Below are 13,035 nucleotides of genomic sequence, written 5' to 3' on the forward strand. Positions count from 1 at the left end.
CAACGTTGCGTTGAGCTTCTCGCTCGAGGCGTCGGCTTGACTGGATGCGGTTGAGATAGCCATAGATGTAGATCTTCAGCAGGACTTCAGGGTGATAAGCAGGTCGGCCTGTATCAGCAGGAATAGCGCCGTCAAAACCCAAGTTGACCAGGTCGAGTTCGTCGACAAACACGTCAACCACGCGCACCGGATTGGTATCGCTGACGTAGTCGTCGAGGCTTTCGGGAAGCAAAGTGCTTTGGCCTCGATGTTCACCTCGGATGAAACGCTTCATGGGCGATCCTTTCGATGAAATCCTCAGAAATCATAGCAAGGGTTTGCGAAGGCGTTTTCACACACTCTGGGCCGAAAGCGGTCGTTATTGACCGGCAATAGTCAATGCCTAATGGCGTTGCACGGGTAAAGGGAAGCACACGACTGAACACCTCTCACCAACATGAGAGAATTTTTGAGCTATCCTTTTGGTAAGGAATCGCATACAGAAATTGTAAAATATTTAGATTTAAAATCTAGCACAAATATCGTGGAGACAGATGATGGCTGATCAAACGGACAAAAATGCTTACTCAATCTTAGGCTTAGAATGCCCGGAGGAGATGCACTTTAAAGCAAACTTAGTGGCGGACATATTGCTAAAAATGCAGAGTGCAGGTATAAATGTAAGAGAGGCCTCAATTACCTTAAGAGTAGAAGAGTCGGTAATTTACAACGCCTTGTCAGGTCAATTCCACAATATCGAGCGGGCGGAAATTTGTCGGTGGGCGGACGAGATTTTAACTAAATAGTCTAACTCGAAAACTTATTCCAAACATTTTTTTCCACGAGTGCGAGACACTTCCATTGTGCGTACCAAATCTTAAATTCTTGTGCGCTCTCGATAACCAGTAACTCTTTATTCTTATTACGATAAAATTTTGCAGTTTCATAGCCGTTTACAGCCCGCGGTATGCGAGTTTCTTCATTGTCGTGCCAAGCAATTCCTTTACTATAAAACAAAACCTCCTCGCCTTCACAACCAAACAAAAGATAGTATTTATTATCTAGTTTAGGACTCCTTTTAAAACACCGCATCCGGACTTTATCTTCAACATGTCCGTCACCACTGATATCTAAAATTGACATCTAACATATCCGATTCAATTAATTGGATGCTGCGCTGGTTGAAAGTACCGCGCGGCTTCACGATATTTCATGAATGCGCGAAACACCAAGAATATACTCTATAGAGCATAGTGTTTTCTAGCCATAGACGGCTTCATTTTCTCTTTTTTTGAGACGTGAAAATGACGCCGGACGAAGCTATCGGAATCGCCATTAGACAGAGCCGGATGGCTCAACGTCTGGCGCAGGAGGAAATCGGTGCAAGCCAGAGCTTTGTAAGTGATGTGGAGCGAGGCAAGAAATCTTTGACGGTGCAAAGGCTCGACGCTTTTGCAAAGACGCTAGGAATCCAACCCTCAACCCTGATGATACATGCAGCGCTGATTTCACAGCCAGAGATGACTATAGATGAGCTGTTTGAAACAGTCCGCAGTGAGCTAAGGAGAAGCTGCATAGATAGCCAACCGCCCCCATCCTTGGCAAAGTGAGCACCTTCAACCAGCCACCCTTTTCGTGAGCCTCGCTACGCGCCATGCAGAAACCCTGCTCCGAACTCGAATATTCCGGCAATAAAAAGCAGACTCGTCGCAATCGCTTCTTGGCGGACCTCGAACAGCTGGTGCCGTGGGCACAACTGGAGGCGCAGGTAGCCTCGTTCTACGGCGACACCACAGGCAAGCGCGGGCGCCGCGCGATTGGTTGTCGCGAATGCTGCGCATATATGTTGTGCAGCAGTGTTTCGGTTTCTCTGATGAAGGCACCGAAGATGCCGTTTACGACAGCCAAGCCATTCGTGGCTTTACGGGCATCAACCTAGGCCGCGAGTCGGCACCGGACGCCACCACCTTGCTGCGTTTTCGCCGCTTGCTGGAAACCCATCAACTGACGCGGGTGCTGTTGGAAACGATCATTCAGCATCTGGCTGGTCGTGGCTTACTGCTCAAGGAAGGCACTATCCTTGATGCCACTCTGATTGCCGCGCCGCCCTCGGTGAAGAACCGAGAAGATAAGCGCGATCCTGAGATGCATCAGGCCAAGAAAGGCAATTAGTGGCACCTCGGGATGAATTGCCACATTGGCGTCGACGCAACGCCGGGACTGGTGCACAGCCTGGTAGGAACGGCGGCCAACGTGGCCAATGTCAACCAAGTCGACAAGCTGCTGCACGGTGCCGAAACCTATGTGTCGGGACACCCTGGATACACCGGTGCGGCTATCACCATTTCCGGAACTCTTCACCAGCGTGACCGGTAGACGAACCCTTTCGCGGCGGTGACAAAACCGGGCGTTTTGTCACCGCAATGGGCATCATTTCGGTGACATTTGCAAATCTCCGCAAAATGAGGCGATAAAAGGCTTAGGGGTATATCACTGCATTGGTATGTAATGGGTGGCGAAAGGATCAATCCCGCCGAGTTGTGGGCCAGTGCCCGTTTGACTACCTGCCGCGCGTGAACATGCGCCGTGTTGATCGTGCCATGAAACAGCACTTCAAACGTCTGAACCCGGTTCTTGCTGTCCAGAAACAGGCAGCCAAAGACTTCATGGGGCTCGTGCCGCAACAGCGCCTTGAGGTAGCGACGCACCTGAGTCGGGTTTTCCAACACAGAATCGCGCTTCAAATCCTCGCCCATGTTGCGCCGGGCCATTTCCATGACCGCCTGCAACTGCGCGAATTTGGCGGGCCCAAGGCCCAGCTCGCTACTGAACGCCGTCAGGTTTGCTTCGAGCAAAGCGCGAAGGCTGCCGAACTGATTCAAAAGGTGCCGGGCCAAGTCCACGGCACTTCTGCCCGAGACGCCCGTGCGCAAGAAAATCGCCAGTAATTCGGCGTCCGACAGACTCGACGCCCCCCGTTCCAGCAGCTTCTCCCGCGGACGCTCTGCCGCCGGCCAATCGCGAATACTCATAGCAGCTCCCTGTCTGTGGCGCCGCTGTTCCCGTGCGGTCGCTGTGCTATCTTAGCCGCTCTTTTTTGCGCGACAGTCAGGCCTGGGGAGGCGTAATGATTGCCGCGTGTTAACCGACCAAAAGGCAGGCCTATGCAGCGGCTGTATCGAAAACGCATCGTTCTCGGCGTCGGCGGTGGCATCGCGGCCTACAAGAGCGCGGAACTGGTCCGCCGTTTGCGCGACCACGGTGCAGAAGTCCGCGTCGTCATGACCAAAGGCGGCGCCGAGTTCATTACCCCGCTGACCATGCAGGCCTTGTCCGGCCATCCGGTTCACCTTGATTTGCTCGACCCCGCAGCCGAAGCCGCCATGGGCCATATCGAGCTGGCCAAGTGGGCCGACATGATCCTCATCGCGCCGGGCACCGCCGACCTCATGGCGCGTCTGGCACAAGGCATTGCCAACGATTTGCTGACTACCGTGGTGCTGGCGACCGACGCTATCGTCGCCGTCGCGCCCGCGATGAATCAGGCCATGTGGCGCGACCCCTCCGTGCAGGCCAATCTGCAACTGCTCGAACAGCGCGGTCTGCGCATGTTCGGCCCGGCCAGCGGAAGTCAGGCCTGTGGCGACGTGGGCTACGGGCGCATGCTCGAACCCAATGATCTGGCGCAATCTGCCGCCGATTGCTTCCAGCGCCTGACACTGACCGGCAAGCACGTACTTATAACTGCCGGCCCGACTCAGGAAAACATCGATCCGGTTCGCTACATCACTAACCACAGCTCCGGAAAAATGGGCTTCGCTCTGGCCGAAGCCGCTGCCGAAGCGGGCGCGCGCGTCACCCTGATCACCGGCCCGGTGAACCTGCAGACGCCTGATCGGGTATCGCGCGTCGACGTCGTCAGTGCCCGTGACATGCTCGCCGCCTGCGAAGACGCCATGCCTTGCGATCTTTTCATCGCCTCGGCAGCCGTTGCGGACTACCGGCCGGAAGTCGTCGCCACACAGAAATTGAAGAAAGATCCCACGACCGGTGATGGTCTTCTGCTGCAGATGGTCCGCAACCCGGACATTCTCGCCACCATTGCCCAGCGCCCGGATCGCCCGTTCAGCGTCGGCTTCGCGGCCGAAACCGAACACCTGCTCGACTACGCCGCTCGCAAGCTCAAGGACAAGAACCTTGATCTGATCGTCGCCAATGACGTCGCCAATCCCAGCATTGGCTTCAACAGCGAAGAAAACGCCTGCAGCGTGATCGACCGAGCGTTGCAAGCGACGCTCTTCGCCCAGACCAGCAAAGCCAAGATCGCGCGGCAGCTGGTGACTTTTATCGCCGATCGCATGAACCAGGTTTAATCACGAATGCACGCTCTACAAGCCAAGATCCTCGACCCACGCATTGGCAGCGAATTCCCGCTTCCCGCTTACGCCACTTCAGGCTCGGCCGGCCTGGACCTGCGCGCCATGCTGAAAGAAGACACTCTGCTCGAACCCGGTCAGACCCTCTTGATTCCTACCGGACTGTCGATATACATCGCAGACCCTGGCCTGGCTGCGTTGATTCTGCCGCGCTCAGGCCTGGGCCATAAACACGGCATCGTGCTGGGCAACCTGGTGGGCCTGATCGACTCCGATTATCAAGGCGAGCTTATGGTCTCCTGCTGGAACCGCGGCCAGAGCGCCTTCAAAATTTCCATCGGCGAGCGTATGGCCCAGCTTGTACTGGTGCCTGTGGTGCAGGCGCACTTTGAAATCGTCGAAGAATTCGATGAAAGTCAGCGCGGCGCTGGCGGCTTCGGTCACTCCGGCAGCCACTGATCCTGCAGCGAACACTCACTTTGGCTAGCGCATCGCTTTTGGCCTGACGGGCTTTGAGCGGTGCGAAAACAACAAGAACGCGTCAGGACGACCCAGCAGGGAGAGTTAGTTTGAAAGGCATCAAACGCACAGCCAAAGCGACCCCCAATACGGAAACAACTGTCCCTGCTGGCAAAGACGCCAATCTGAGCCTGGCGAGCCCTGGTCTCATTCCTGCGCTCATCGGCCTGATCGCGGCAATGGTGCTGGTGTGGCTTGCCATTCAAAGCCAGCCGCAGCAACAGGAGCAACTGGTTCAGGCCTGGGGAAGCGCGCAGGCAGGGGCCGTCAACAAGGCCCTGCGCCAGATCAACGCCGACACCCAGGCCGCGGCAATGGACGTCGGGCTAAGCCAGGCTCTGCTGAGTAACGATCCGTCGCTCATCGAAAACGCGCAGAATCAGCTGCGTTACCGAGACGGTGTGGTGGGCGCACGGCTCAATCCGGTGGGGTTCAACAACGTAGACACCCAAACCACGCTGCCGATCAGCTTCGCCACGCTGGACATGCTGGCCAAGGCCGCCAAGGGTGAAACGCCTGTGCCCGAAGCACGCAAGGTCGGCGAGAAATGGCTGATTTACAGCGCCGCGCCCCTGCGCACGGCGCCAGATGCGCCGATCACCGGCACTCTACTGCTGGCGTTCAATCCGCAGCGCCTGATCAACGCACTCCCCGAGACACCCGCCGATGTGGGCCAGGTGGTACTCGTTCAACAGTTTGGTAACGCCACTGCGCAGACTTTTCTCACCCGTGGCGAGGACGATGGTAGCCGTGCGCAGGAATTCTCCACGGGCTACCCCAACTGGAAACTGACGTTTGCCGCCGGTCCCGCGCTGCAAGGCTCGACGCCCTGGCTGATGCTGCTGCTCGCCTTGCTAGTTGCCGCCGGCGCGATGCTGTTGGGGTTGTATCTGAACGAGAGTGGTCTCAAGCGCCGGGTCGCGGCGGACGCGCGGCAGCTTGAGCAGCTGCTGCAAGAACTCTCCGGGGGCAAGGCCGTCAAAGCCTTCAGTTTGAGCCTGCCCGCGCTGAACGGGCTTGCCCAAAGCCTGGCGCGGTTCTCGCTGCGCAATAGCCCCACAGGCGCTGGGTCGGCTGATCACCCATCGACAACCGGGACACCGCTGCATGGTCCTGCACCGGGCCTTCCGGTCGTGTCGGAAGAAGACCACCTGACCGATCCGCTGTTCCAGGACACCGATATTCTTGACCTCGACTTGATCGATGATCCCCAGGAACTTACGCAGCAGGCGTCATCCCACGCCATGAGCAGCAGCACTTCCAGCGCCCCGTCCTTTCCCGAGACGATATTTCGCGCCTATGACATTCGCGGCATTGTTGGCGATACGCTGAGCGCCGAGACCGCCTACTGGATCGGCCGAGCCGTCGGCGCGGAAAGTCTTGCGCAGGGCGAGCCGCATGTTTCGGTAGGCCGTGACGGTCGGCTGTCAGGCCCCGAACTGGTCGCGCACCTGATCAAGGGTCTGCACGACAGCGGCTGCCACGTCAGCGACATCGGCATGGTGCCCACTCCCGCGCTGTATTACGCCACCCACGTGCTGGCGGGCAAAACAGGTGTGATGCTCACGGGCAGCCACAACCCAAAGGATTACAACGGTTTCAAGATCGTCATCGCCGGCGACACGCTGGCAGACGAGCAGATTCAAGCGCTGCACGAACGCATCAAGGCCAATGACCTGCCATCCGCCAAAGGCAGCATCATCAAGGTCAATATTCTCGAACGTTATGCCAGCCAGATCATTGGCGATGTCGTGCTCGCGCGGCGCATGAAGGTGGTGGTGGACTGCGGCAACGGTGTTGGCGGCGTCGTCGCCCCGCAATTGATCGAAGCGCTGAATTGCGAAGTCATCCCGCTCTATTGCGAGGTCGACGGCAATTTCCCCAATCATCACCCTGACCCGGGCAAGCCGGAGAACCTTCAGGACCTGATCGCCAAGGTCCGGGAAACCGGTGCCGATCTGGGGCTGGCGTTCGACGGTGATGCCGATCGTGTCGGTGTCGTCACCAATACCGGCACCATCATCTACCCTGACCGCTTGCTGATGCTGTTCGCCCGCGATGTGGTCAAGCGCAATCCCGGGGCCGACGTGATTTTCGACGTCAAATGCACACGCCGCCTGATACCGTTGATCCAGGAATACGGCGGCCGCCCGGTTATGTGGAAAACTGGGCATTCGCTGATCAAGAAGAAGATGAAAGAAAACGGCGCGCTGCTGGCAGGCGAGATGAGCGGACACATCTTCTTCAAGGAGCGCTGGTTCGGTTTCGACGACGGCATCTACAGCGCAGCACGGCTGCTGGAAATCCTCAGCCAGGAAAAGCTCAGCGCCGAGGAGCTTTTCCAGACCTTTCCAAACGATCTATCAACGCCCGAGATCAACATCAAAGTCACCGAGATCCGCAAGTTCAGCATCATGGAAGCGCTGGAGCGCGACGCGCAGTGGGGCAACGCCAACCTCACCAGCATCGATGGTGTGCGGGTTGATTATCCGAAAGGCTGGGGCCTGGTTCGCGCGTCCAATACCACCCCGGTGCTGGTATTGCGCTTCGAGGCCGAGACAGAGCTCGAGCTGCAACGGATCAAGGACGTCTTTCACACCCAGTTGAAACACGTAGCACCGGATCTAGAACTTCCTTTTTGACCCTATTTTGAGTGGAGCCCAAATGACCCTCGAACGTGATGCCGCAGCCAATGCCGCCAAGGTCCTCTCCGAAGCGTTGCCCTACATCCGACGCTTTGTCGGCAAGACGCTTGTTATCAAATACGGCGGCAACGCCATGGAGAGTGACGAGCTGAAAACCGGCTTCGCCCGCGACATCGTGCTAATGAAGGCGGTGGGTATCAACCCGGTCGTGGTTCACGGCGGCGGCCCTCAGATTGGAGACCTGCTCAAGCGTCTGTCCATCGAAAGCCACTTCGTCGACGGCATGCGCGTGACCGACGCAGAAACCATGGACGTGGTGGAAATGGTGCTCGGCGGCCAGGTCAACAAGGACATCGTCAACCTGATCAACCGCCACGGCGGCAGCGCGATCGGCCTGACCGGTAAAGACGCGCAGCTGATTCGCGCGAAAAAGATGAACGTCACGCGCCAGACCCCGGACATGCTCAAGCCGGAAATCATCGACATCGGCCATGTGGGTGAAGTCGTCGGCATCAACACCGACCTGCTGAACATGCTGGTGAAGGGCGATTTCATTCCGGTGATTGCGCCGATTGGCGTGGGTGCAGATGGCGAGTCCTACAACATCAACGCCGATCTGGTGGCAGGCAAAGTCGCTGAAGCCCTGAAAGCTGAAAAGCTGATGCTGCTGACCAACATCGCCGGCCTGATGGACAAGGAAGGCAAGGTGCTGACCGGCCTGACCACCGAGCAGGTGAACAGCCTGATCGCCGACGGCACTATCTACGGCGGGATGCTGCCGAAGATCCGCTGCGCACTGGAAGCGGTTCAGGGCGGAGTGAACACCTCGCACATCATCGACGGCCGTGTACCGAATGCCGTGCTGCTGGAGATCTTCACCGATACCGGCGTCGGCACGCTGATCAGCAACCGCAAGCGTCACTGATTGATGCTGTAAAAAGCCCCGCTCGGCTCAGTGCCAGGCGGGGCTTTTTTGTGGCCGGGTCTTAGCAACACCCGTGGACGGTTATTACCGACCGAGAAGCTTCTGCAATCGCGCCCGATCTTGCGCAAACTCGGCCTCAGCCTGGGTTCGCGCCGTCTGGTACCGCAGGATGTCGACTTTCAGGTTTTGCTGCTGATCACGTAGATCATCCATCTGATCAAGCAGCGTCTTCGGCACCGGGTGCCCTGCCCGCTCCTGATCAGCCGCCTGTGTCTGGAGCGTGCCTTGCTGGGTAACGAGGTTCTGGATATTGCCTTGCGCCACGACGATCAGGCCGTCGAGTTCGGCGAGCCGACGATTCTTCGCCCGGTCGACGTCCTCAACGCTGCTGTAAAACCGCAGCAGATGCGCGTCGGCGTCAGACTGAAGCTTGGCGGCCTGAGCGTCGCGCAACTCATCGGCGGACGGTGCGGGCGGGACCGTCTGCACCACGCGACCGCGCTGATTGAGCACTTCATAACCCTTGCCGACGTACTCCGGAGGCACGCCCTGGCGATCGAGCACGGTCACGCCGCGACTGTCGACGTAGCGATAAAGCACGATGCCTGGGGTCTCGTCCGCATGAACGCTCGCGATGCAACCCAAACCCAGCCACAGACAAAAACCCAACGTGCCCAGCTTGAGCATAAACCGCATCCTTTTGGAGGCTCAGATTCCGTATTGGGCCCGGTACGCTTCGACGGCGGGCAAATGCTGCTTGAGCTGCGGATCGTCGGCCAGGAATTCCAGCACCTGATTCAACGATACGATGCTCACCACCGGAATGCCGAAATCACGCTCGACTTCCTGAATTGCAGACAGCTCGCCGTTGCCACGCTCCTGGCGGTTCAGCGCAATCAGCACGCCGGCAGCGTTCGCGCCCTGGGCCTGAATGATCTGCATGACTTCGCGAATAGCGGTGCCTGCGGTGATGACGTCATCGATGATCAGCACGTTGCCGGTCAACGGCGCGCCCACCAGGCTGCCGCCTTCGCCATGGGCCTTCGCCTCTTTGCGGTTAAAGCACCAAGGAAGGTCGAGACTGTGATGCTCGGCAAGCGCTACGGCCGTCGCCGCTGCAAGGGGAATACCCTTGTAGGCCGGGCCGAACAGAACATCGAAGGAGATACCGCTTTCAACAACGGCGGCGGCGTAGAACTTACCCAGCTGGGCAAGGGCCGAACCACTGTTGAAAAGACCGGCATTGAAGAAGTAAGGGCTGGTGCGCCCAGACTTCAAAGTGAACTCACCGAAGCGCAAAACTCCGCGATCGATGGCAAAACGAATGAAATCGCGTTGATACGCCTGCATGAAAAAAGCCCCGAATACCACGGATTTAGCTAATTAGGTAGAGCTCGGGTATCATACACGCACGTGATTTTTGGGGCCATTTATGCGGATCATCAGTGTGAACGTTAATGGTATTCAGGCTGCAGTCGAGCGTGGTTTGCTCAGTTGGCTGCAAGCCCAGAATGCCGACGTCATCTGCCTTCAGGACACCCGCGCCTCCGCCTTTGAACTGGACGACCCAGCCTTCCAACTGGACGGCTACTTCCTATATGCCTGCGAAGCCGAAGTGCCTGCCCAGGGTGGCGTGGCGCTTTACTCGCGGCTGCAACCGAAGGCGGTCATCAACGGTCTTGGTTTCGAGACGGCCGACCGTTACGGGCGTTACCTGCAGGCAGATTTCGACAAAGTCAGTATCGCAACCTTGCTGCTCCCCTCTGGGATGAACGGCGATGAAGACTTGAATCAGAAGTTCAAGCTCATGGACGATTTCGGCAAGTACCTCGACAAGCAGCGACGCAAACGTCGCGAGTACATTTACTGTGGCTCGCTGTACGTGGCGCAACAGAAGCTGGACATCAAAAACTGGCGCGACAGTCAGCAATCTCCGGGCTTCCTCGCACCAGAGCGTGCTTGGATGGACGAGATCGTTGGCAATATGGGTTATGTCGATGCCCTGCGCGAAGTCAGCCGCGAAGGCGATCAGTACAGCTGGTGGCCGGATAACGAACAGGCCGAGATGCTCAATCTGGGCTGGCGCTTCGATTATCAGCTGCTGACCCCGGGCCTGCGCCGTTTCGTACGCAGTGCACGTCTTCCACGCCAGCCGCGCTTTTCGCAACACGCGCCACTGATCGTGGACTACGACTGGACGCTCACCATCTGACGTTCAGTTGCTCAAAAAAAAGCCGACGTGAAGTCGGCTTTTGTTTGTCCGCAGATCAGGCCATCGCCCGATCTCTGGAAGCGCTTACTTCAGCAACCGCCAGGTGAACGGATAGCGGTAAGCAACACCGTCATTGACCTTGACGCCCGCGATGATCGTCAGCACCAGCGCGCCGACGCCCACCAGCATCAACAGCGGAAAGCCAATGATCACCACCATCAGCAAAAAACAGATCATCGCGGCAATGGCCACCGTGATCTGAAAATTGAGGGCTTCCTTGCCCTGGGCATCGATGTACGGGTCGACTTCTTTCTTGAGCTGCCAGACGATCAGCGGCCCAAGCAAATTGCCGAACGGAAAGATCAGGCCGAAAAACGCCGCGAAGTGGCACAGCATTGCCCACTGACGGACTTCCTTGCTCGGCGTTGGCAACGGCGACTGACTCTCGATCATCATGCTTTCCCTGTTTTGATGTAGTGCTCTGAGGTAATGGAAACCGCTCAGTCGGCCAGTGCCGCCTGTTGCAGTTCGAAGATTTCGTTCATGCCTTTTTGAGCCAGTGCCAGCATCGCGTTCAGGTCTTCAGGCTGGAATGGCGCGCCCTCGGCAGTACCCTGCACTTCGATGAAACCGCCCGCGTTGGTCATGACCACGTTGAGGTCGGTCTCGGCCGCAGAGTCTTCCAGGTAATCGAGGTCCAGGACCGGCTCGCCCTGATACATGCCCACCGAGACTGCAGCAATCATCTGCTTCAGCGGATCGCCGCCCTTGAGGCCGCCACGTTTTTTGATGGACTTGAGAGCATCGATCAGCGCGACCATGGAACCGGTGATCGACGCCGTGCGCGTCCCGCCGTCCGCCTGGATGACATCGCAGTCGACGTACAAGGTGATTTCACCCAGCTTGGACATGTCCAGTGCCGCGCGCAGAGAACGACCGATCAGGCGCTGGATTTCGAGGGTACGGCCGCCCTGTTTGCCACGGCTGGCTTCGCGCTGGTTACGCTCGCCGGTTGCGCGAGGCAGCATGCCGTATTCAGCCGTCAACCAGCCCTGGCCCTGCCCCTTGAGAAAACGCGGAACGCCGTTTTCAACGCTGACGGTGCAGATCACCTTGGTATCACCGAACTCAACCAGCACAGAACCCTCAGCGTGCTTGGTGTAATTGCGCGTGATATTGATCAGGCGAAGCTCATCGGCAGCGCGGCCACTTGGACGTTTCATCTGGAATACCTGTACTGGGAGACGGAAAACTGGCGTGCATTATAGAGGTGCAGGCACGGTTTGGGACATCTAATGACACATTGCTCACGGCGGGCGCCGCAGATTCACACTGCCAGGACGCAGGATCACCGCACCGCGCATCGCTTGCGACAATGCCACATTTGGGCGCATGCCTTGCACTGAGCTACAATCCTGCGCCTTTATAGCCAGTCGTTTCCCCACGACACTTCGCCGGGCATGCGTCCCGGACCGGCTACCCGCAAATGCCTGAATTTATAGAGGTACTTCCCATGGTGCACAGCATGACGGCTTTTGCCCGCGCTGAACGAGCCGGCCCACAAGGCACGCTGAGCTGGGAAATGCGCTCGGTCAATCACCGTTACCTCGAACCCCATCTGCGCCTGCCGGAATCATTTCGTGACCTCGAAGGCGCCGTGCGTGAGGCGCTGCGCCAGGGACTTTCCCGGGGCAAAATCGAATGCACCCTGCGCTTCACCGAAGAGACCGCAGGCAAACCGCTGCAGGTTAACCGCGAACGCGCCGGTCAACTGGTCGCGGCAGCAGAGGTCATTGCCAGCCTGATCAAGCAGCCTGCTGCGCTCAACCCGCTTGAAGTGCTGGCCTGGCCCGGTGTTCTGGTTGCCGATGCTGCCGATCCGCAAGCGCTGAACAACGACGCACTGGCGCTGTTCAACGAGGCGCTCGAAGAACTCAAGGCCGGTCGCGCCCGCGAAGGCGCCGATCTTGCCAGGCTTCTCGACGAACGGCTCACCTCGATCAAGACTGAAGTCGCGACCTTGCGTACCCTCGTGCCGCAGATGCTCGCCGCCCAGCGCCAGAAGGTGCTCGATCGTTTTGCCGACATGAAGGCCGAACTCGATCCGCAGCGTCTGGAACAGGAAATGGTCCTGCTGGCGCAAAAAAGCGACGTCGCCGAAGAGCTCGACCGCCTGAGTACTCACGTCACCGAAGTGCGCCGCGTACTCAAGGCCGGCGGACAAGCCGGGCGCCGGCTGGATTTCCTGATGCAAGAGCTCAACCGCGAAGCCAACACACTGGGCTCCAAAGCCTTTGATCCTCGAAGCACGCAAGCCGCCGTCAACCTCAAAGTGTTGATCGAGCAGATGCGCGAACAAGTGCAGAACATTGAGTAAGG

At 58.1% G+C, this 13,035-nt stretch carries 14 protein-coding genes and 2 pseudogenes; 9 read left to right on the forward strand and 7 right to left on the reverse strand.

Translation table 11 applies throughout. From position 1 onward, the window contains the following. Positions 1-274, reverse strand: a 274-nt coding sequence (locus BMY98_RS05420; RefSeq protein WP_139214442.1) for a transposase, incomplete at its 3' end; no start/stop codon positions are given. A 262-nt stretch (positions 275-536) separates the two neighbouring features. Here BMY98_RS05420 and BMY98_RS05425 point away from each other — a divergent pair. Next, positions 537-785, forward strand: a complete 249-nt coding sequence (locus tag BMY98_RS05425) for a hypothetical protein (protein WP_139214443.1) — start codon at positions 537-539, stop codon at positions 783-785. A 1-nt stretch (position 786) separates the two neighbouring features. Here BMY98_RS05425 and BMY98_RS26690 read toward each other — a convergent pair whose 3' ends face one another. Further along, positions 787-1,122, reverse strand: coding sequence for a hypothetical protein (locus BMY98_RS26690; RefSeq protein ID WP_139214444.1), 336 nt, complete (start codon positions 1,120-1,122; stop codon positions 787-789). A gap of 161 nt (positions 1,123-1,283) precedes the next feature. Here BMY98_RS26690 and BMY98_RS05430 point away from each other — a divergent pair, with 161 nt between their 5' ends. Together BMY98_RS05430 and BMY98_RS05435 are read left to right on the forward strand one after the other, a co-directional pair. Then, on the forward strand, positions 1,284-1,589 hold the full coding sequence (locus BMY98_RS05430; RefSeq protein ID WP_074885823.1) for a helix-turn-helix domain-containing protein: 306 nt from the start codon (positions 1,284-1,286) through the stop codon (positions 1,587-1,589). A 44-nt stretch (positions 1,590-1,633) separates the two neighbouring features. Next, positions 1,634-2,316, forward strand: a pseudogene (locus BMY98_RS05435) (IS5 family transposase); the annotation flags it as partial. Positions 2,317-2,498: 182 nt separating this feature from the next. Here BMY98_RS05435 and radC read toward each other — a convergent pair. Further along, positions 2,499-3,011: pseudogene (gene radC, locus BMY98_RS05440) on the reverse strand (RadC family protein); the annotation flags it as partial. Between the two features lie 132 nt (positions 3,012-3,143). Between radC and coaBC the strand changes: the two are divergent. The 4 genes from coaBC (at position 3,144) to argB (ending at position 8,444) form a co-directional block, all read left to right on the forward strand. Next, complete coding sequence (coaBC, locus tag BMY98_RS05445; RefSeq protein ID WP_074885825.1) at positions 3,144-4,352, forward strand: bifunctional phosphopantothenoylcysteine decarboxylase/phosphopantothenate--cysteine ligase CoaBC; 1,209 nt, start codon at positions 3,144-3,146, stop codon at positions 4,350-4,352. A gap of 6 nt (positions 4,353-4,358) precedes the next feature. Then, entirely contained in the window at positions 4,359-4,814 is a 456-nt protein-coding gene (dut, locus tag BMY98_RS05450) for a dUTP diphosphatase (RefSeq protein ID WP_074885828.1), read from the forward strand. A gap of 1,304 nt (positions 4,815-6,118) precedes the next feature. Continuing rightward, positions 6,119-7,516 (forward strand): phosphomannomutase/phosphoglucomutase, encoded by a 1,398-nt coding sequence (locus BMY98_RS27560; RefSeq protein WP_245760023.1) that lies wholly within the window; start codon positions 6,119-6,121, stop codon positions 7,514-7,516. 22 nt (positions 7,517-7,538) lie between these two features. Next, a complete protein-coding gene (argB, locus tag BMY98_RS05460) occupies positions 7,539-8,444 on the forward strand; it encodes an acetylglutamate kinase (protein WP_065988232.1) in 906 nt (301 codons plus the stop codon). A gap of 84 nt (positions 8,445-8,528) precedes the next feature. On the opposite strand, the gene BMY98_RS05465 is transcribed toward argB, so the two are convergent. Together BMY98_RS05465 and pyrE are read right to left on the reverse strand one after the other, a co-directional pair. Beyond that, positions 8,529-9,131 carry a DUF4124 domain-containing protein gene (locus tag BMY98_RS05465; protein WP_108121202.1) on the reverse strand — a complete coding sequence of 201 codons (603 nt, stop codon included), beginning with the start codon at positions 9,129-9,131 and terminating at the stop codon, positions 8,529-8,531. 21 nt (positions 9,132-9,152) lie between these two features. Then, positions 9,153-9,794: an orotate phosphoribosyltransferase gene (gene pyrE, locus BMY98_RS05470; RefSeq protein WP_074885836.1), complete on the reverse strand. Its 642-nt coding sequence runs from the start codon at positions 9,792-9,794 to the stop codon at positions 9,153-9,155. An 82-nt stretch (positions 9,795-9,876) separates the two neighbouring features. Here pyrE and BMY98_RS05475 point away from each other — a divergent pair, with 82 nt between their 5' ends. Beyond that, a complete protein-coding gene (locus BMY98_RS05475; protein WP_065988229.1) occupies positions 9,877-10,656 on the forward strand; it encodes an exodeoxyribonuclease III in 780 nt (259 codons plus the stop codon). An 84-nt stretch (positions 10,657-10,740) separates the two neighbouring features. Here the strand turns inward: BMY98_RS05475 and BMY98_RS05480 are convergent, their stop codons facing one another. Continuing rightward, positions 10,741-11,109 (reverse strand): DUF4870 domain-containing protein, encoded by a 369-nt coding sequence (locus BMY98_RS05480; protein ID WP_074885839.1) that lies wholly within the window; start codon positions 11,107-11,109, stop codon positions 10,741-10,743. 47 nt (positions 11,110-11,156) lie between these two features. Further along, a complete protein-coding gene (gene rph, locus BMY98_RS05485) occupies positions 11,157-11,879 on the reverse strand; it encodes a ribonuclease PH (RefSeq protein ID WP_074885842.1) in 723 nt (240 codons plus the stop codon). A 290-nt stretch (positions 11,880-12,169) separates the two neighbouring features. Here rph and BMY98_RS05490 point away from each other — a divergent pair, with 290 nt between their 5' ends. Then, positions 12,170-13,033, forward strand: a complete 864-nt coding sequence (locus tag BMY98_RS05490; protein WP_074885845.1) for a YicC/YloC family endoribonuclease — start codon at positions 12,170-12,172, stop codon at positions 13,031-13,033. Positions 13,034-13,035 lie beyond the last annotated feature (2 nt).

The organism is Pseudomonas graminis, from assembly GCF_900111735.1.
GTDB classification, from domain to species: domain Bacteria; phylum Pseudomonadota; class Gammaproteobacteria; order Pseudomonadales; family Pseudomonadaceae; genus Aquipseudomonas; species Aquipseudomonas graminis.